The following is an 18,597-nucleotide window of genomic DNA, read 5'->3' as shown; positions in this document are numbered from 1 at the left end:
TCAAGGATCGCAGAGGCGACTAGGCGCAATTCCCCTCTCGGACGCCCCCAAATGCAGCGTCCAGTTCGAAAGAAGGGGATAAAAAGATGACCATCGCAACCCGCCTGGCCCTGACCTGCGCCGCCAGCCTGCTGGCCTTTTCCGCCGCCAACGCCCAGGAGGCCGTCAAGCCGAAGGCCAAGGGCGATCTGGTTCTGAACGTCCGCGTCACGGATGTTTCCCCCGACGCTGGCGACGCCATCCTGACCGCCGCCGGCGCGGCCTCGGGTCTGAAGGCCGAGGTCAATGACGACATCAAGCCGACCATCGGCCTGACCTATTTCCTGACCGACAAGCTCGCCGTCGAGGTGATCGCCGGCACCACCCAGCACACGGTCAAGGCCGTCGGCGCCGGGACCGACGTGGCGGTTCACAAGACCTGGGTTCTGCCGCCCGTCGTATCTTTGCAGTATCACCCGTTCCCGGCGGCGAAGTTCAGCCCCTATGTCGGCGCGGGCCTCAACTACATGCTGTTCTACGGCGACAAGGACCTGAACGGCTTCAAGGTGAAGCTGGATGACGGCTTGGGCTACGCCCTTCAGGTCGGCGCCGATGTGCCGCTGAACGCGCGCTACAACCTCAATGTCGATATCAAGAAGGTCTGGTTCGAGACCGACGCCAAGATCAATGGCGGCGCGCTCAAGTCCAAGGTCAATCTCGATCCGCTCGTCGCTTCGGTCGGCATCGGCTACCGCTTCTAGCCGTCGGCCCGCAGGCCTCCGTCCGGATCGCTTCGGCGACCACGGGCGGAGGCCGCCCGGCCGCGACCTGACCGGCCTAGTCTGACACCTCGCTCGAGGCGGCGGCGTCAGCTGCGGCCGGAACTTCGTGCAGATACCGTTCGATGGCCGAGGCCTGCTGGGCGAGGGCGGCGAGGGCGGGCGGCGCGTCCTCGGGATGGTCGGCGACCAGTTCCAGGACCTGCCGGGCGATGGCGTGCAGACGCGGGGCGCTGGAGATCAGCCGCGCCTGGAACTCGATCTTGCGCGGATCGCGATCGTACTCGGCGCCTGGCGTGCGCCAGCCGCCCCAGTCATTGGGATCGGTGACCACCACCGGATAGGTGCCCGGGAAGGGATGGTGCGGACAGTCGCCCTCCTGCTGCCACTTGTTGCGAGCCCGCAGCACGCGCCAGTTGCTGACCATGCCGGCGCCCTCGGCGTCGACCTTGTCTTCAGGCCGCAGTTCATGGGCGTGGAATTCGCGTCCAAGGCCCACGTCATAGGTGACGCGCACGGGCTCATCGAAGCCCTTGGCCCAGATCGGCACGATGCGCTCGATTGTGGCCCAGGCGCCGACACTGTCGACCCACACCTTCTGGTTTCGTTGATAGACGGTCTTGGCCATGGGTCCCAAACGGCAGGGGCTTACGCTTCAGCCGCTATAAGAACCTGAAATCCTTGACGCCGGGTCAATCTTTCCCTCGGGCCGAAGGTCAGTCAGGGTGGACTCCGAGACGCGCCGATCAAGAGTGGCGTCGCGAGCGTGGCGGCCGAAACGGGATCCCGGTTTCGGCGACCGCCATGCTCACAACCATAATCAGAGCCCGTCCATGGGGCGGGCTCACGGGAGGCGACCGGTGGATTTCGATTTTTCCGACGACCAGAAGTTCCTGAAGGACGAGGCGCGCAAGTTCCTCGACGGGCGCTGCGGGCCCGCCGTCGTCCGCGGCGTCCTCGACGACGCCAGCCGCTCGTTCGACCAGGACCTGTGGCGCGCCGTGGCCGAGCAGGGTTGGCTTGGGGCCTGTATCCCCGAAGAGTTCAACGGTCTGGGCCTTGGCCGGGTGGAGCTGTGCGCCATCGCCGAGGAGTTGGGCCGGGCCGTCGCGCCGCTTCCGTTCGCCTCGACGGTCTATTTCCTGGCCGAGGGCGTGATGCTGGCCGGCAGCGAGGCCCAGAAAGCCGCCGTTCTGCCGCGCATCGCCGCCGGTGAGCTGATCGGCTGTCTGGCGACCTCGGAGGGGCCCGGCGTGGTCAATGCCTCCAATCTCGCCTGTCGGGTCGAGGGCGGCAAGCTGACCGGCGTCAAGATCCCGGTCACCGACGGCGACGTCGCCGACATGGCGCTGGTCCTGGCCAGCGAAGGCGGCAAGGCCGGCCTGTTCCTGGTCGACTTGAAAGCCAAGGGAGTCAGCCGCGAGACGCTCAAGAGCCTGGATCCCACCCGCGGCGTGGCCAAGCTGACCTTCGACGGCGTCACCGCCGAACGGGTGGGCGAGGCGGGCGCCGGCTTTGAGCTGGTCCAGGCGATCATGGACCGCGCCGCCGTGCTGCTGGCCTTCGAGCAACTGGGCGGCGCCGACCGCTGCCTGGAAATGGCCAAGGAGTATGCGCTGGGTCGCTACGCCTTCGGTCGGGTGATCGCCGGCTATCAGGCCATCAAGCACAAGCTGGCCGACATGTACGTCAAGAACGAGGTGGCCCGCTCCAACGCCTATTACGGCGCCTGGGCGCTGAACGTGGATGCGCCGGAGCTGCCGATCGCCGCCTCGGCCGCCCGTATCGCCGCGTCGGACGCCTACTGGTTCGCCAGCAAGGAGAGCATCCAGGTGCATGGCGGCATGGGCTTCACCTGGGACGTCGACTGTCACCTCTATTACCGGCGCTCACGCCAGCTCAGCCTTGTGGCCGGCGCGCCGCGGGTCTGGAAAGAGCGGCTGGTCAGCCAGCTGGAGCAGAAGAACGCCGCCTGAGTTTCCCTCTCCCCTTGCGGGAGAGGGTGGCCCGCAGGGTCGGGTGAGGGGTCTCTCAGACCTTTCCGTATCGGCCTTGCAACCCCTCATCCGTCGGCTGCGCCGACACCTTCTCCCGCAAGGGGAGAAGGAAGGAGAACCAAGATGGACTTCAACGATTCACCCGAAGAAGCCGCCTATCGCGAGAAGGCCCGCGCCTGGCTGGCCGAGAACGCCGCCGCCCATCGCGCGCAGTTCGGCGAGCTGAAACCCAACACCGACCAGCATATGGTCGCGGCCAAGGCCTGGCAGGCCCGCAAGGCGTCGGCCGGCTATGCCTGCATCACCTGGCCTGCCGCGATCGGCGGCGGCGGCGGCACGCCGATCCAGTCGGTGATCTTCGGCCAGGAGGAGACCAAGGCCGGTCTCAGCTACGGCTATTTCACCATCGGCCTGGGCATGTGCGTCCCCACGGTCATGGCGTTCTCCAACACCGAGACCAAGCAGCGCTTCGTCAGCCCGGCCGTGAAGGGCGAGGAGATCTGGTGCCAGCTGTTTTCCGAACCGGCCGGCGGCTCCGACGTCGCGGCCCTGCGCACCCGGGCGGTCAAGGACGGCGACGAGTGGGTGATCAACGGCCAGAAGGTCTGGACCACCGGCGCCCACTATTGCGACTACGGCATCCTGCTGACCCGGACCGACCCCGACGTGCCCAAGCACAAGGGCCTGACCATGTTCTGGATCGACATGAAGGACGCCGCCGTCGAATGCCGGCCGATCCACCAGATGTCGGGCGGGCGCGAGTTCAACGAGGTCTATTTCACCGACCTGCGGGTCAAGGACAGCCAGCGGCTGGGCGAGGTCGGCGAGGGCTGGAAGGTGGCCCTGGTCACCCTGATGAACGAACGGCTGGCGGTCGGCGGCTCGTCGGGTCCCAACTATCGCGAGATCATGGGCCTGGCCCGCGAACTGACCGGCGTCACCGGTCCGGCCCTGAAGGACAACGCCTTCCGCGAGAAGCTGGCCGACTGGTACGTGCAGTCCGAAGGGCTGAAGTTCACCCGCTTCCGCACCATGACCGCCCTGTCGCGCGGCCAGACGCCAGGACCTGAGAGCTCGATCGGCAAGATCATCGCCGCCAACCAGATGCAGGACCTGGCCAATACCGCCGTCGAGATGGAGGACCAGTACGGCATCCTGATCGATCCGGACCAGGCGCCGGCCGAGGCGGCGTTCCAGCAGAGCCTGATGTGGGCGCCGGGCCTGCGGATCGCCGGCGGCACCGACGAGATCCTCAAGAACATCATCGCCGAACGGGTGCTGGGCCTGCCGGGCGATGTCCGCGTCGACAAGGATGTGGCCTTCAAGGATATGCCGACGGGCCGCTGACCTGACCCGAGAGGGTTCGAGCTCGCCGCGCCCGGAAACCGGGCGCGGCGAGCTTGTTTAAAGGCAAGCGCGAAATTCTCTTGGCGGTTGTGAATGGCCCAATCTCGCGACCTGAAGGGGGGCGGAAGCCCACCCGGGTTTGTGGAATTCTCCTGAGGCGCGAGTCCTTGTGCAGCTTGGGATACATGCCGTTTGGCGAACGCCGTCGCTTCACCTTGACAGCCTGCAACCCCCAGCACATGAGTCCTCGATGGACATGGTTAACGGCGCGCTGGAGGAGGAGTGATGGACGAAGCCAGCAACGCTGTTTCACGCTTCAATGCGCTCCGAAATGCGGTTTTGGGCGGCCAGGACCGCCGAAGCCTGTGGCGGCGGCTTCCCGTCGGGGCGCTTGTCGCGGCCGTGGTGATTCCCCTGGTCGGTTGCGACACCGGACCGAACATGTGGTTCCAGAAGCGATCCAGCGCCTGTCCGCGGCCTCAGACCGCGCAAGGCGTCTCCGGGCAGTTCAACCAGCAGCAGCAGGAGATCCGTGCGCTCCGCCAAGGCGGCTTCCGCGGCGACTTCTTCGCCCAGCTGGAACTGGCGCGCCGCTATGAAGGCCAGCGCTCGGTCGACAAGAATCTCGAGGACCCCGTCGAGGCGGCGGTCTGGTATGCGATGGCCCTGGCCAATGCGGGCGGTTACGCGCCGATCGCGGCCTATGAGCGTCGCGGCCGCAATGAGCCGACGGCCCTCTCCCGATTCGACGACTGCCGCGCCTTCGAGCGCCGCAGCGCCTACGGCGCCCTGGACCGGCTGCTGTCGCGCATGTCGACCGAAGAGCGCGAAAAGGTCCGCAACCGCGTGATCTATATCTTCTCGACCCAGGGGGCTGACGGCTTCCGGGTGCTGGCGCGGATTCACGATGGCTTCTTCGGTCCTTATGGCGAGCCGTCCGACAATCTGCAGGCCATCGAGGCCTATGGCAGTCAGAAGCGTCCAGGCGCTCCGGCCGCTCTGGACCTCTTCCGTCGCAATGACGTCGACGCCTATCTCTATAATTATCTGGCGGTTCAGACCGGCGACGTCTCGGCCTATGTGATGCTCAAGGACTTTGAGCGGTCTTCGCCTCAGCGGGCGGCCTATGGCGGTTTTGTCGAGACCAAGGCCAAGCGCTGGATCCCGCCTTACGAGTTCTATCCGCCGGACTCCCCGGAATCGGGCGTGCCCCATTCCGATGAGGCCAATCAGTCTGGCGAGGCCCGGGAAGCCGCCGAGGCGCGTCTCAACGAGCTGCCGTTCATCCATATCGGCGAGGCCCTGGCCTATCTGCGGGTGATTGCGGCGCCCGTGGCCGACGAGAAGTCGCTTTCGACCAATGACGCTCAGACCTTCCAGGCCATGATCGGTCGCCCGGCCACCGGTCGACTGAGCCCGGTCGAGAAGGTGCGCGTCGTGCAATATGCGGCGGTCAACGGCTCGTCCAAGGCCCAACTGGTGCTGGCCGTGATGTATTCCGAGGGCGTCGGCGTGCCGCGCGACTACGCCCGGGCCTATCACTGGTACGAGGAAGCCGAACGCCAGGGCTCGGCCGAGGCCAAGTACGCCATGTCGACCTTCTTCTCGCTGGGCCTGCAAGGCGTGGCTGATCAGGACCGGGCCAAGGCCGTGGTCTATCAGCTGGATGGCGCTCTATCCGGGTTCAAGCCGTCAGCCATGCGTCTGCAGCAACTGCTGGCCCAGGTCTCGCGCCCGCCCAGACCCGCCGCCGAACGCGGTGGCCGGCCCTACATCGAAAGGGACTATCGATGAGCCGTCTGAGCCGCTTCCTGGCCCTGCTGGCCGTGCTGTCGCTCGGTCTCACCGCCGCGCCGCAGCTGGCCCTGGCCTCGCCGGACGCCAAGATCGATCAGCAGATCCGGCCGTGCTTTGGCCTGCTGATCGAGCCCAACCTGTCGCGCGGCTGCAAGACCCATTACAAGAAACCCCGCTACCAGCAGCCCTGCCCCCGGGGCGAATATCGGGTGCGTGGCCGCTGCGAATACGGCAATGGCGGCCCCATTCCACGCGAGATCAACTGCGACTACGCCTATCCCGGCCAGGTCAGCGACACCCTGGCGCGTCTCTATGACGGCGATGTCCTGACCCTGACCTCCACCGAGGGCGGAGCGTGTGTCGACTCGCTGAACATCACCCAGTCAGTGACCATCGTCGTTCGCGATTATACGCCGGCCCTGAACCGGCCGATCCTGGTGGCGCCGACGGGGCAGCCCTGTATCCGCATCGCGCCCGGCGTCCGCTATGTTGTGCTGGTGGGTCTGGGCATCGAGGCCCAGCGCGCCGGTCAGGCCTCGTGCATCACCGGCCGCGCGACCGAGCTGGCCCTGAAGGGCGTCACCGTCCGCTATGACGGCGAAGGCTCGGCGCTGGACATCCAGGAAAGCCGGGTCGAGCTGCAGGACGTCGTGTTCATCGGCCGCACGCGCCAGCCGGTGCTGAAGGCCACGGGCGAGATCATGGCGGCCAATGTCGAGGTAGCGGCCACCGCAATCGGCGCGGCGTTCGAGACCTCGGGCGACAGCCGCATGAAGGATATCCGCATCGTGCGGCTGGGCGACTGGACCGGATCATCACGCACCCGCAACTCGGCCGGCTTCGTGATCGCCGGCATGAACCGCCAGCAACTGGTGCAGATCGACGGCCTGTATGTCGACGGCTTCTCGCGCGGCGTCTATGTGGGCGGCGGCGACGAGACCGTGCTGCAACGGCCCGTGGTCCGCGACAGCGACTGGGCGGTGGTGCTGGAAAACGCCAATCTGCAGATCCGCGACGGGGATCTCGAGGCCAATGACGTCGGCATCTATGCCGCGTCGGGCATCGTGTTCGCCTCCAACAACCGCATCCATCGCGTCATGCGCTCGGGCATCTATGCGGACGCCGGCGGTCAGGTTCGCTCGGTCGACAACCGCGTCTTCGCCCGGCCCGGCGGCTGTGAGGCCCTGGTCAAGGGCCACTTCAGCGGCGATCTGACCTGCCGTCCCTGGTTCGAGGCGCCCGAAGTGTTCCGCACGCCCCGCGATCAGGCCCGTCTCGAGTTCGCCTCGTACTGGCCCGCGCCGACGATCCTGCCGGCGGGGGTGTCCTCGGCGCCGCCGCCGTTGCAGGGCGCGGCGCTGACGGGCGGACCTCAATCAGAGGGAGCTCACCCATGAGCAAGTTCGTGCATGTCGTGGCCGTGGCCCTGACGCTCGCCACGTCGCTGGGTGCGGTGCAGGCCCAGGCTCAGCCGGGGCGAGGCCACGGCGGCGGACGCGGCGGCGCAGCCTGCGGCGAGCCCCTGACCGGCGAAGCGCCCGACATCATGACCTATGACAGCGCCACCGGCACCCAGGTGTTCGTGGGCGGCGGTCGGGGCGGCGACACCGAGGTCTCGGCCTATAACGCCCAGACCCGGTCGGCGGCGGCCCTGAGCGGCGATCTCAGCCGGCCTGGCCTGGTGTCGTCCTGCGCGGTCGACGGCTTTAGCCGGGAATCCTACAGCGCCACGTCGGACGGGCCGGGACAGCTGAGCGTCAGCGGCCGCGACGAGCGGGGCGAACGCTGGGCCTTCACCCGCGCCGACGGCCGGGTCGAGGTCTGGGATCCGCGCGGCGACAACCGTTGCTTCAAGTCGGGCCTGGGCATCTTCACGCCCAATGGCGGACTGGGTCTGGCCGTCGCCACACCGCCCGGCGCGGCGGGCGTGGGCGTCGCGGTCGGTGATCGCTTCGGCGGCGTCGGCGTCGGCGGCAACCGTAACTTCGCCGGCGTGGGCCTGGTGGGATGCTGAGAACCAGCCTGCTGCTGGTCCTGGCCGCGGCCGCGCTCGGCGCTTGCGCCACGCCCCACCATCGGCACGGGGGTCCCCCCGGAACCTATGCGCCGTCGCCGGATCGGGTCACCCCGCCGCCGCCGCCGATCGAGGCGATCCGACCGCGGGTCTGATCGCGGTCACGGCGCCAGCGTCGCCTTGAAGGTCGGCGCCTTGCGCTTCAGCGTCGCCTGCTCATAGGCGTAGCCCAGGTTCAGCAGCAGCTTTTCGCTCCAGGCCGGACCGATAAACGACAGCCCCACCGGCAGGCCCGACACGTCGCCCATCGGCACGGTCAGGTGCGGATAGCCGGCCACGGCGGGCAGGGTGGTCGATGAGCCGCCATAGTTGTCGCCGTTCAGCGGATCGATGGTCCAGGCCGGCCCGGTGGTCGGGGCGATGATCGCCACGGCGCCGGTGTCCTTCAGGATCCTGTCGATGCCCTCGGAGCCGGCCAGGCGCTTGGAATCCGCCAGGGCCTTGATGTAGTCGGGATCGTCATAGCCCTTGGTCTTCTCGGCCTTCTCGAAGCTCTCCTGGCCGAACCATTCGAACTCCCTGGGGGTCGCCTTGTTGAAGGCGATCAGGTCGGCCAGGGTGCGGCTGGGGACCTTTTTCGGATCGGTCGAGGCCAGGTAGGCGGCCAGGTCGACCTTCAGCTCGGTATAGAGCACCACGCCCTCGGCCTTGCCGATCGGGCCTTCGTCGAAGTCTTTCACCTCGACCAGGGTGGCGCCCTGGGCCTGCAGGTCCTTCAGCGCCTGCTCGAACACCGCGTCGGTCTTGGGCGAATAGCCGGTATAGAACCGCGCCACGGCCAGGGTGACGCCCTTCAACGCGTCCTTGCTCAGACCCTTGGCGTAGTCGGTCTTGTGGGCGTCGGCGTCCTTGGTGGCGACGTCGGCGGGGTCGGAGCCGGCGATGGCGGTCAGGATCTCGGCGGCGTCCTTGACCGTGGTGGTCATCGGACCGGCGGTGTCCTGGCTGTGGCTGATCGGCACGATGTGGGTGCGCGACACCAGACCCACCGTGGGCTTGAGGCCGACCAGGCCGTTGATCGCGGCCGGGCAGGTGATCGAGCCGTCGGTCTCGGTGCCGATCGCCGCCCAGGCCAGGCCGGCGGCGACCGCCGCGCCCGAGCCGCTGGACGAGCCGCAGGCGCTGCGGTCCAGCACATAGGGATTGCGCACCGTGCCGCCGACGGCGCTCCAGCCGCTGATCGAGTGGCTGGAGCGGATATTGGCCCATTCCGACAGATTGGCCTTGCCCAGGATCACCACGCCGGCGTCCCTCAGCCCCTTGACCAGCGGCGCGTCGCGGCCCGTGACATTGTCCTTCAGCGCCAGCGAGCCGGCGGTGGTGGCCAGGCCGTCGGCGGACTCGATATTGTCCTTCAGCAGCATCGGCAGGCCGTGGATCGCCGAACGGACCTTGCCGGCCTTGCGCTCGGCGTCGAGGGCCCTGGCGTCGGCGACGGCGGCGGGGTTCACGGCGATCACCGCGTGCAGCGTCTCGTTGCGGGCCTTGATCTGGTCCAGATAGGCCTGGGTCGCGTCTTCGGCCGAGGTCTGGGCCAGGGCGGTGGTCGAAAGCGCGGTGGTCGACAGCAGGGCGGCCACGGCCGCTCCGGTCAGGCAGGCGATCTTGGTCATGCAACGCTCCCCACACCGGCCGACATCAGGGTCGACCGAACGGGCGGCAGGATGGGGGCAAAACCCCTCGGCCGCCAAGCCCAACCTTGGGCGTCAGACAAAGACCGCCACGTTCTGCCGCGCCGCGATCAGCGGCCGGCCGCTGGCGTCCCACAGCATCATCCCCTGGGTCGAATAGCCGTCGCCGATGGTCTCGGCCGTGCTGCGCAGCAGGCGCCAGCCGTCGTCCTGCGGATCGGGCAGGCCGACGATGTCGAGCGACCAGGTCATGGTCGAGATCGGTCCGAATTTCGGGAACAGGGTCATGGCCGGCGGCGGCGGGGTGTCGGCCAGGGCGATCAGGGCCGCCAGCGATCGGGCGGCGGGATCTCGGTGGCGGATCCACAGCAGGTATTCCGGCGGTTGGCCTGACAGCGGCCGCGCGCCGCCGGCCATCCGCGCTTCGAACTGTCCGCCAAAGCCAGGGCCGCCTCCCTTGGGAAAGAAGAGCTCGCAGTCCGCTGGCCGGGCGATGGCGGGGCAGGGCAGGTCGCTGTGCGACACCAGCGAGTCCCGCGCCGCGCCGAAGGTCAGGATCGCCCGCGTGGCCAGGCCCTGCTCGCCGATCAGGTCGACGCCGACGAACAGGGTCGACTTGCCCTGGCGCAGCACCTGGGTCTGGATCGCCAGCTCCCCGGCCGCTGGGCCGATGAAGGCGAACTGGCCCGAGCGCAGGGGCGGGGCGTCGGGGAGCGTCCGTATCGCGGCCTCCACGCACAGGGCCGCCGACAGGCCGCCATAGGTGGTGCGGCCCTGTTTCCAGTCATCGGTGACATGGGCCGCATGGCCGGTGTCAGTGGCGGCCATGCTGGCGATGAGGTCGGTATAGGTCGTCACGCACGAGTCCCCTGGATTTTTGCGCGGAAGTTCGTTTTCTTTCGCTACGGAAGTCAAGCCTTCTGCACGCATTGACGCCAGCAGACGTCGGCAGGATGCGCGAGCCGGGGTGGTGCTGGTGAGGCGGATGGTTCAGGAAGCGCTCATGAACCGCCTCGCCTTCCTCGCCCTGGCTGCTGGGGCATGGGCTTCCCGCTCGGGAAGCTTGTGCTGCAAGATACCGACGCCGCTCACATGGTGCTGCTGCGCTTTGCCCTGGCTGCCATGGTGTCCCTAGCCTCTACGTTGAGGGGGGCGCGCGGTCGCTGTTTCGGTCGCCGGTCATCCTCCAGAGTGGCGCGCTCTATGGCGTGGCGTTCTTGGTGCGTTCGAGGCGCCGACCGGCGGCGTGGCCCTGGCGGCGCTGCTGATCTTCCTGTCCTGGATCGTGTTCATGCGCCGCGCGCCCAAGGTGGACGACGGCATGGGCCGTGCCAGCCGTGACGGTGATCATCGCCGCCGCGAGGATCCTGCCTATCGCCCTGTTGATGCATTGCCCGCCGAAGCTGGATCTGAGCCCGATCACTTGGACGGCGATCCTGGCCCAGGGCGCGCTGTCGATCCTGTTCGCTACCGCCGTCTGGCAGTACGGCCCCTCCCACGTGGGCAGCGCCAGCGCCGGGGTGTTTATCAATATCGAGTCGATGATGGGCGCGGTGCTGGAGTGATGTTGTGTGGCGACCACCTGACGGCGGCGCTTATTGTCGTTGGCCTGATTATCCGGGCCGGCAGTTTCGCGGTGGTGCTAGGCGAGAAGAGCGACGCGACACCGGCGCCAGCGTGACCGGGAGCGACTATTTATCGGGTACTCGCTTTCGATCGTTCGTGACGTCGGTTTTAGGGGTGTAATGCTCAATATTAGGGCGGCTAGCTAGAAACCGTAAAAGTCACCATTTAGGATTGCGTGATGTGCCTCAAGGTTGCATGATCGGTTGCGGATTCTCCGCCTTGGGAGTTTCAAATGAAGCCTCTGATCACCACCGCCAAGCTAGCCGCATTGGCGTTTGCTGTCGTCACCTCAGTGCTGCCAGCTACTGCTTTCGCTTTACCCAAGTATGATCGGGTTGTGACGTACTTCGAGTCGCCGACTGGCGGCGAAGTTGGAGGGTTTGTCAAAAGCTGCACGGGCGCGACCAGCTCCTGGGGGATCACCACCCCCTACTACACCGTGGAAGAAACCATTTGCAGCGAGTAAGATCCTAACCCGTGCGACGGCAGGGGCCTTCCTGTCCATTCTAGCCGACTAACGCACAATCGTCGGTCTGATCTGAGGCCGGGCGGGGACCTTGGCCAATCCCCGATAGGCGGGTTTACGTCCAGCGTCCTCTGACTAAGTCCGCCGACCCCGCTCACGCGACTTCGACAGACCCCGCTCGATCTCACCTGACGGCCGCCTCTGGTCGCCGGCCGGACGCCCTTCCCGTGCTGTGAGGTGAGATCGATTGTGCGGGCGGTTTGAGCGCGAGGATAAGTTAGCGCGGGAAAGTAGTAGGGCGTTGAAGTTGCAGAACTCTGCCTTGCGAACGCTGGGGATGGAGCGGCGTCTATCCCCATGCTCGCCCCACAAACGCTTGTCATCCCGGGCAGCGGAGCCGACCCGGGTCCCAAGGGCCAATGCATTGCGGTCGCCCCGGGGCCCGGCACTCCGCTTCGCGGAGTTTACCCTCGGGCGCGCGCTTTGCGCGACCGGGGGGGGGGGGGGCGGGTAAGGGTTTGAAAGTCTTGAGCTCGAATTGAGTCTGGACCCTAGTGCAGCGTCACAGCAGCCGTCATCCACGCCGGAAACGACCTGGCCTCGCGGGCGTCGCGGTCTTCGTCCAGGCCCATCTCTTCCAGCATGATCGCCGCCAGGAGCCATTCCTCGATGTCCGATTCAGAGGCGCGGCCGTCTTCCAGCGCATCCTTCACGGCGTCGATCAGCCATTCGACGGCTTCCTCTGTGGTTTTCGTCATGACGCTTTCCTCATATCAACGCCGACAACGATAGCGTGTATTCTCGCCTTCCGCCTGCGGCAAAAGGTCAATCGGAGCGCGCATATTGCCGCAGTCCGGGTTCGCGACGCGCTGGCCGCGAGCCCGAACCGACGAGCCTAGTGTCCCTTCAGCTTGCGGCCGAAGAATTCCAGATGGGTGCGCAGGACGCTGAGGCCCTTGCTCTTGCTGCCGCCGACGCTGTGGCGCTCGCCGGGATAGAGCGCCATTTCGAAGGGGATGGCCTTCTTCTGCAGGGCGGCCATCACCCGGGTGCTGTTTTCGAAGATGACATTGTCGTCCGCCATGCCATGCAGCAGCAGCAGGCTGCCGGGCTTCAGCTTGTCGAGACGATTGAGAATGTCGGAGCGGGCGTAGCCGTCCTTGTTCTCCTCGGGTTTGCCCATATAGCGCTCGGTATAGGCGGTGTCGTAAAGGGCCCATTCGGTAGGGGGCGCGCCAGCCGCGCCAGCCTTGAACGGCGTGTTGTCGGCGGTCATCAGCATCAGGGTCATGAACCCGCCGTACGACCAGCCCATCACGCCCAGGTTTTCGGGATCAACATAGGGCAGGGTCTTGAGGTAGTCGGCGCCGACCAGTTGGTCCTCGACCTCGACCGTGCCCAGGCGACGATCCAGGGCGCGCTTGAACCTGGCCGAGCGGTTGCCGCTGCCGCGGTTGTCCAGCCGGAAGATGACGTAGCCGGCTTCCAGATAGGTGCGCTCGGACGTGCTCCGCCAGGTCTTCTTGACCTGCTGGGCGTGAGGACCGCCATAGACCGCGACGATGGCCGGGTACTTCTTGCTGGCGTCAAAATCCTGGGGTTTGAGGATCTCGTAGTACAGCGTCTCGCCGTCCGCCGCCTTCAGCGAGCCGTATTCCGGAACCGGCAGGGTCGAAGCGTAGGGCCAGTAGGGGTGACCCTCGGCCAGCCTGTTTTCCTCGATCCAGCGCACGCGCTTGCCGTCGGGAGCGTAGAGCGCGGTCTGGGGCGGGGTCTTGGGATCGTTATAGGTCCCGGCGAAGGCGCCTCCGGTTTCGGCCACCTTGGCCGTCCACCAGCCGCCGGCCGAGGTCAGGGCCTTGGGCTTGCCTTGAGGAGCCTTGGCGTAGCTGACCTCATAGATGCGCCGTTCCAGCGGCGTGTCCATCGAGGCGCCGAAGATCGCCACTTTACGGGCCTCATCGACGCCTTCCAGGGCAGAGACCGGCCAATCACCCTGGGTGATCTGGGCGATCAGCGTGCCGTCGGCGGCGTAGCGATAGAGGTGGTTGAAGCCCGACTTTTCCGAGGACCACAGGAACGAGCCGTCGTTCAGCGGCTGGAAGTCGTCAGTGACCTCGATGAAGTGGGCGTCGGTGTCGGTCAGGATGGTCTTGCCCTGGCCGGTGGCCGGGTCGAAGGCGAGCAGGTCGAGGGTCTTCTGGTCACGGCTGAGACGCTGGACATACACGGTCTTGCCGTCGGCCGACCAGGCGACGCGGGCGACATAGATGTCCTTGTCGGCGCCCAGATCCAGCTGGACCGTCTTGCCCGTGGCCAGGTCCTGGACCAGCAGGTCGACCACGGCGTTGGGGCGGCCGGCGCGGGGATAGCGCTGATTGATCACGGTGGCGCCGCCGGGACCGATGTCGGCGCGCGGCACGATGTCGACGCCGCTCTCATCGACGCGCGTATAGACGATCTGGCGCTCGTTGGGTGACCACCAGTAGCCGGTGAAGCGGTCCAGTTCTTCCTGGGCGATGAACTCGGCGACGCCGAACGACAGGGCGCCCTTGCCCTCGGTGGTCAGGGCCCGCTCGGCCCCGCCGGTGATCGGCTTCAGATAGAGGTTCTGGTCGCGGACATAGCTGACAAAGCCGCCCTTGGGCGAGACCTTGGCGTCGACCTCGTCGCCGGGGGTTTCGGTCAGGCGGCTGACCTTGCCGTCGGCGACCGCGGCGAGGAAGATATCGCCGTCCAGCGGCGCCAGGATGAAGCGGCCCTGGCTGTCCCAGCTGTATTCGACAATGCCGCGCGACGAGACCCGGGCCCGTTCGCGGCGGGCCTTCTCGGCCTCCGACAGCTCCTTGGCGCCCGAGGACAGGGCCGCGGAATCGATCAGGCGGTAGGGCTCGCCGCCCTTGACGTCGGCCGCCCACAGGTCCTGGACATTGGCCGCGTCAGCCTTGGCCTTCAGATAGGTGACCCGCTTGCCATCGGGCGACAGGGCCACGCCCTTGGCCGTGGGGCCGTTCAGGGCAGGGTCGGCGAAGACCCGCTCAGGGGGCAGTTTCTCCGCCAGAACCGGCGACGACAGGGCGAGACACGCCGCGAGGGCGGTAAGCGAGGGCTTGATCATGGCGCGGGACGCTATGCGCGCGCGCGGCGATTGTCAGCAGGGAAAAGTTGGCGGCGTGCGTCCTTCGAGGCCCGCCCCCAAGCAAGAAGGGGCGGGCGCCTCAGGATGAGGAACTCAGAAATCCACCTCATCCTGAGGTGCGAGCCGTTAGGCGAGCCTCGAAGGACGCACGGCGTTAGCCGAACTTCAGCATGCCCGCGTCGATCGCCTGGGTGATCTTCACCGCGCCCTTCTCGTCGTGAATCCGCACGGTCACCATCGGCGCGGAGGGGTTCCAGTCGATCTCGATCATGCCGAAATTGCGCTCGCGCAGCACCGATGAGACGCGGCGGGCGTTGGGCGGGGTCACGGGCCAGACCTCGGTCAGGCCCGAGGAGGTGATATCCCAGATCGGATAGGGGACGTTGTTGGTCAGGGTCGAGATCTCGGCATAGTGGGTGTCGCCGCTGATGCAGAACAGGCGCTCGGCCCGCGTGCGGCGGATGGTGTCGAACAGGCGCTGATGGTCGTTGGCGTAGTTGATCCAGCCTTCCCAGCCGGGGAAGTCGGCCAGCACCTGCAGGCTGGAGCCGAGAATGCGCAGATCGGCCGGTTCCTGCAGCTGTTCGTGCAGCCAGGCCCATTGCGGCTCGCCGATCATGGTGGCGTCCAGGTCGGGGATGCGGTCATAGGGGCCCGGCGTCGGCCGCCCGGTCAGGCCGTGCGCCACCGCCCAAGCCTTGTAGCCGCCCTTGAAGGTCTTCTCGACCAGCGGCGTGCGGTTCCAGCGCAGATCCGGCAGGATGATCTGCACCCGGCGCCCCTCGGGACCAAAGACATAGGCGGCATAGACCCCGTCGCGGTTGCGGCGAACCGAGTCCGCCGGCTCGCCCCAGAAGTCGCAGAACTGCCGGCGGCTTTCGGCCTTCATCGGATAGTCGACCCCGGCGTCGTTCTCGCCGAAATCATGATCGTCCCAGATGGCGATGACCGGCGTCGTGTCGCGCAGGCGCTTGAATCCCGGCTTGGCCGCGAGCGCGGCGTACTTGGCCGCCATCACCCTGGGATCGCGGGTGTCGGCATAGATGTTGTCGCCCAGGAACACGAACAGGTCGGGCTTCTGGTCCAGGATCGCGTCCCAGATCGGCTGGTCCTTGGACTGGTTGGCGCAGGAGCCGAAGGCGACGCGGGTCAGGGCGCGATCCAGAGCCGGGTGGGGGGCATCGACGGTCGCGGCGCGCGCGGCCGGAGCCACGGCCAGGGCGGCGGCCGACAGGCCCAGGGCGCTGCGGCGGGACAGGTCGGTCACGGGCGTTTCCTCTTTTGAGCGGGAGCTTGAACGACAAAGGGCCGGGAGTCTCCTCCCGGCCCCAAGCCTGACGATCGTGAAAGGCCTAGAACGCCTTCTTCACCGAGACGAAGAACTGACGCGGCGGGGCGGTCAGGACCGTCTGGGCCGTGCCGGCGGCGTCATTGGCGACGAAGCCGCCCGAACCGATGGTCGAGATATAGTCCTCATCGGTCAGGTTGGTGATGTTGGCCTGGATCTCCAGGCCGCGCGTCCAGGCGTTGTCGTCGCCGAACCGGTAGCCCAGGGTCAGATCCGCCACCGTGGTCGAGGGGGCCAGGCCGCCGATGTTCTCATAGGTGTAGTAGCGCTCGCCGGTGTAGGCGACGCCCAGCTTGCTGTAGAAGCCGGCCTGTTCGAACGAGAGCTCGCCCTTGAAGATGTTCTTGGGCGTGTTGACGACGGTCTTGTCCTTGGTGTGGACCGTGACCACGCCCGAGCCGTCAATGACGTCATCCTGATAGGTGGAGTCATTGTAGGTGTAGGCGCCGTAGACCGACCAGGAGTCGGTCAGCTTGTAGGTGCCGGCCAGTTCCAGGCCCTTGGTCTCGACCGAGCCGACGTTCGACAGAACGGCGGGCAGGCCCAGGATCGGGGCGGCGGTGCTGGCGGCCAGCAGGCGGTTGTCGAAGGCGACGTGATAGACGGCGGCGACGCCCTGGAAGCGCTCGTTGCGATAGCGGGCCCCCAGTTCGACGGTCTTGGAGCTTTCCGGCTGCAGCGTCTTGGCGATGTAGTCGACCGCCGCCTGGTTCTGCGAACCGAACGGGCCGGACGTCGCGGCCGAGACATAGGCTCCCATGTTCTCGGTGTAGCCGCCGAACACTTCCACGTCAGGCGTGGCTTTGTAGACGAAGCCGACCTGCGGCAGGAAGCTGTCCTTGCTCTCGATCTTGCCGGCCAGCGGCGAGCCGACCACGGTCTTGACGCTGTTTTCGACCTTGATGGCCTTGAAGCCGAAATTGACCTTCAGGGCGTCGTTGATCGTCCAGGCGTCTTCGAGGTGACCGGTCGTGGTCTTGGTCTCGAAGCTGTACTGCCACTGGGTGAAGAACGGGTTGGACTGGAAGTCCAGCGAGTCGCGCGACGGAGCCGCCGCAGTTTCGGCGTAGTAGCGACGGGCCTGGTTGAAGTCGTTGCTCTCGACCCAGAAGCCGCCGCCGATTTCGTGGCTGCCCAGGTCGAGGGTCACGCCGCCGATCAGGCCCTTGCGGTCGATGTCATACTCGGTGGTGCGGATCGACAGCGGGGCGGCGGTCGAGCCGGCCGTGCCATAGCCGGGGCTGGGGACATAGGGCGTGTACCACAGGCCCTGGCCCTTGTTGGTGTGGCCGTAGGCGGTGGCGTTGAACTTGACCATGTCATTGACCGGCAGGTTCAGGGTCGCGCCGTACAGATCATCATCGCGGATGCCGGCGCCGGCATAGTAGGCGTCGTCAACGGTGGCGAACGGGGCGGGCAGGGCGGTTCCGGTCTGGTAGGCGTTGGCGGCGGCGACAGCCAGGCCCCAGTTGGGCTGGGTGTTGTCCCAGTCGCGGCCCAGGCGCTTGATCAGCGCGAAGGACAGGTCCTGATAGTCCTGCTCGCGGCGTTCGGAGTGGCTGTAGAAGCCGGTCAGGTCACCCTGGCCGATCGGCAGGACGGCCTTGATGTCGTACTGGCGCTGCTTCTGCTCGCCGCCGCCCTTCCACTTGTCGGTCTTCTGGTCGGCGACCGAGACATAGGCGCGCAGGCCGCCCAGTTGCTCGATCGCGCCGCTGTCGATGCGGCCGAACACCCGGTACATGCTGTTGGAGCCGCCGGTGACGTTCAGCTGGCCGCCATAGGTTTCCGACGGGTTGCGCGAGAAGAACTGCAGCGTGCCGCCGAGGTTAGAGGTCGAGGCGACGCCCAGCGCGCCGGCGCCCTGGGCCAGTTCGATGCGACCGATGTTTTCATTGGTGATGGCGCGGCTGATGTGCAGGCCGTTGTGGGCGCCGTAGCTCATGTCGCCCAGTGGCACACCGTCCAGGGTGAAGCCCAGCTGGTTCTGGTTGAAGCCGCGGATCGAGATGCGGGCCGACCACTCATAGGCGCCGAAGGCGTCGGCCGACTGGAAGGTGACGCCCGGCAGCTTGTCGAGGGCCTTCAGCGGGCTGGTGCCGGCGGCTTCCAGCGAAATCGCGTCGTCCTTCAGGGTCTGGACCTGGCGGCTCTGGCCCTGGCCGATGACCAGGATGGAGTCGACTTCGGTATTGGCGGCCTCAGCCGGCGACGCTGCAGGTTCAGCGGCGAACGCGGGCATGGCGGCGACGAGCAGAAGGGCGGCCGAGGCGGCGCCCAGCATCAGATGATGTTTCATGAACTATCCCCTTGCCTGGTCGCGCGGGGAGCGCGCCGGGTCTGAAGGCTCGGGTAACAGGGGTCAGCGACGGGGCGGCGACAGATAAGTGTCAGTCGCCCGACAGTGATATGAC

15 protein-coding genes and 1 pseudogene are annotated in these 18,597 nt (G+C 66.9%); 9 read left to right on the top strand and 7 right to left on the bottom strand.

The genetic code is table 11. The features are described from left to right. The first annotated feature begins 86 nt into the window (after positions 1-86). Positions 87-740 (top strand): OmpW/AlkL family protein, encoded by a 654-nt coding sequence (locus ACW18B_RS17845; RefSeq protein WP_492048351.1) that lies wholly within the window; start codon positions 87-89, stop codon positions 738-740. Between the two features lie 76 nt (positions 741-816). Here the strand turns inward: ACW18B_RS17845 and ACW18B_RS17840 are convergent, their stop codons facing one another. Beyond that, entirely contained in the window at positions 817-1,386 is a 570-nt protein-coding gene (locus ACW18B_RS17840) for a hypothetical protein (protein WP_492048350.1), read from the bottom strand. A 232-nt stretch (positions 1,387-1,618) separates the two neighbouring features. Here ACW18B_RS17840 and ACW18B_RS17835 point away from each other — a divergent pair, with 232 nt between their 5' ends. The 6 genes from ACW18B_RS17835 (at position 1,619) to ACW18B_RS17810 (ending at position 8,068) form a co-directional block, all read left to right on the top strand. Next, positions 1,619-2,734 (top strand): acyl-CoA dehydrogenase family protein, encoded by a 1,116-nt coding sequence (locus ACW18B_RS17835; RefSeq protein WP_492048349.1) that lies wholly within the window; start codon positions 1,619-1,621, stop codon positions 2,732-2,734. A 144-nt stretch (positions 2,735-2,878) separates the two neighbouring features. Beyond that, positions 2,879-4,102, top strand: coding sequence for an acyl-CoA dehydrogenase family protein (locus tag ACW18B_RS17830; protein WP_492048348.1), 1,224 nt, complete (start codon positions 2,879-2,881; stop codon positions 4,100-4,102). A 285-nt stretch (positions 4,103-4,387) separates the two neighbouring features. Next, a complete protein-coding gene (locus ACW18B_RS17825; protein WP_492048347.1) occupies positions 4,388-5,896 on the top strand; it encodes a tetratricopeptide repeat protein in 1,509 nt (502 codons plus the stop codon). Continuing rightward, positions 5,893-7,296: a right-handed parallel beta-helix repeat-containing protein gene (locus ACW18B_RS17820; protein ID WP_492048346.1), complete on the top strand. Its 1,404-nt coding sequence runs from the start codon at positions 5,893-5,895 to the stop codon at positions 7,294-7,296. The genes ACW18B_RS17825 and ACW18B_RS17820 overlap by 4 nt, the downstream gene beginning before the upstream one ends. Then, positions 7,293-7,913 carry a hypothetical protein gene (locus ACW18B_RS17815; RefSeq protein WP_492048345.1) on the top strand — a complete coding sequence of 207 codons (621 nt, stop codon included), beginning with the start codon at positions 7,293-7,295 and terminating at the stop codon, positions 7,911-7,913. Before ACW18B_RS17820 ends, ACW18B_RS17815 begins: the two co-directional genes overlap by 4 nt. After that, positions 7,907-8,068, top strand: a complete 162-nt coding sequence (locus ACW18B_RS17810) for a hypothetical protein (RefSeq protein ID WP_492048344.1) — start codon at positions 7,907-7,909, stop codon at positions 8,066-8,068. Before ACW18B_RS17815 ends, ACW18B_RS17810 begins: the two co-directional genes overlap by 7 nt. Positions 8,069-8,074: 6 nt before the next feature. Here ACW18B_RS17810 and ACW18B_RS17805 read toward each other — a convergent pair. Beyond that, a pseudogene (locus ACW18B_RS17805) lies at positions 8,075-9,687 on the bottom strand (amidase). After that, positions 9,680-10,462, bottom strand: coding sequence for a thioesterase family protein (locus ACW18B_RS17800; RefSeq protein WP_492048343.1), 783 nt, complete (start codon positions 10,460-10,462; stop codon positions 9,680-9,682). Before ACW18B_RS17800 ends, ACW18B_RS17805 begins: the two are co-directional and overlap by 8 nt. Positions 10,463-10,932: 470 nt before the next feature. Here ACW18B_RS17800 and ACW18B_RS17795 point away from each other — a divergent pair, with 470 nt between their 5' ends. Together ACW18B_RS17795 and ACW18B_RS17790 are read left to right on the top strand one after the other, a co-directional pair. Then, the gene (locus ACW18B_RS17795) at positions 10,933-11,169 is read left to right on the top strand and encodes a hypothetical protein (protein ID WP_492048342.1); all 237 of its coding nucleotides are present in this window, start codon (positions 10,933-10,935) and stop codon (positions 11,167-11,169) included. 293 nt (positions 11,170-11,462) lie between these two features. Next, on the top strand, positions 11,463-11,696 hold the full coding sequence (locus ACW18B_RS17790) for a DUF6289 family protein (protein WP_492048341.1): 234 nt from the start codon (positions 11,463-11,465) through the stop codon (positions 11,694-11,696). A 551-nt stretch (positions 11,697-12,247) separates the two neighbouring features. Here the strand turns inward: ACW18B_RS17790 and ACW18B_RS17785 are convergent. The 4 genes from ACW18B_RS17785 to ACW18B_RS17770 all read right to left on the bottom strand — a co-directional run bounded on the left by ACW18B_RS17785 (position 12,248) and on the right by ACW18B_RS17770 (position 18,482). Further along, on the bottom strand, positions 12,248-12,454 hold the full coding sequence (locus tag ACW18B_RS17785; protein ID WP_492048340.1) for a hypothetical protein: 207 nt from the start codon (positions 12,452-12,454) through the stop codon (positions 12,248-12,250). Between the two features lie 137 nt (positions 12,455-12,591). After that, entirely contained in the window at positions 12,592-14,814 is a 2,223-nt protein-coding gene (locus ACW18B_RS17780; RefSeq protein WP_492048339.1) for a S9 family peptidase, read from the bottom strand. A gap of 175 nt (positions 14,815-14,989) precedes the next feature. After that, a complete protein-coding gene (locus tag ACW18B_RS17775; protein WP_492048338.1) occupies positions 14,990-16,102 on the bottom strand; it encodes an alkaline phosphatase D family protein in 1,113 nt (370 codons plus the stop codon). 85 nt (positions 16,103-16,187) lie between these two features. Beyond that, positions 16,188-18,482 carry a TonB-dependent receptor family protein gene (locus tag ACW18B_RS17770; RefSeq protein ID WP_492048337.1) on the bottom strand — a complete coding sequence of 765 codons (2,295 nt, stop codon included), beginning with the start codon at positions 18,480-18,482 and terminating at the stop codon, positions 16,188-16,190. Positions 18,483-18,597: the final 115 nt, after the last annotated feature.

This window comes from Caulobacter sp. FV2ps19, assembly GCF_058681035.1.
The sequence above is the reverse complement of the archived record's forward strand: the minus strand, read 5'-3'. Positions and strand labels throughout refer to the sequence as shown.

Coding starts and splice junctions, on each gene's coding strand:
- ACW18B_RS17770 (WP_492048337.1), bottom strand. CDS start 18,482: ATGAAACATCATCTGATGCTGGGCGCCGCCTCGGCCGCCCTTCTGCTC.
- ACW18B_RS17790 (WP_492048341.1), top strand. CDS start 11,463: ATGAAGCCTCTGATCACCACCGCCAAGCTAGCCGCATTGGCGTTTGCT.
- ACW18B_RS17785 (WP_492048340.1), bottom strand. CDS start 12,454: ATGACGAAAACCACAGAGGAAGCCGTCGAATGGCTGATCGACGCCGTG.
- ACW18B_RS17830 (WP_492048348.1), top strand. CDS start 2,879: ATGGACTTCAACGATTCACCCGAAGAAGCCGCCTATCGCGAGAAGGCC.
- ACW18B_RS17820 (WP_492048346.1), top strand. CDS start 5,893: ATGAGCCGTCTGAGCCGCTTCCTGGCCCTGCTGGCCGTGCTGTCGCTC.
- ACW18B_RS17815 (WP_492048345.1), top strand. CDS start 7,293: ATGAGCAAGTTCGTGCATGTCGTGGCCGTGGCCCTGACGCTCGCCACG.
- ACW18B_RS17780 (WP_492048339.1), bottom strand. CDS start 14,814: ATGATCAAGCCCTCGCTTACCGCCCTCGCGGCGTGTCTCGCCCTGTCG.
- ACW18B_RS17845 (WP_492048351.1), top strand. CDS start 87: ATGACCATCGCAACCCGCCTGGCCCTGACCTGCGCCGCCAGCCTGCTG.
- ACW18B_RS17840 (WP_492048350.1), bottom strand. CDS start 1,386: ATGGCCAAGACCGTCTATCAACGAAACCAGAAGGTGTGGGTCGACAGT.
- ACW18B_RS17825 (WP_492048347.1), top strand. CDS start 4,388: ATGGACGAAGCCAGCAACGCTGTTTCACGCTTCAATGCGCTCCGAAAT.
- ACW18B_RS17810 (WP_492048344.1), top strand. CDS start 7,907: ATGCTGAGAACCAGCCTGCTGCTGGTCCTGGCCGCGGCCGCGCTCGGC.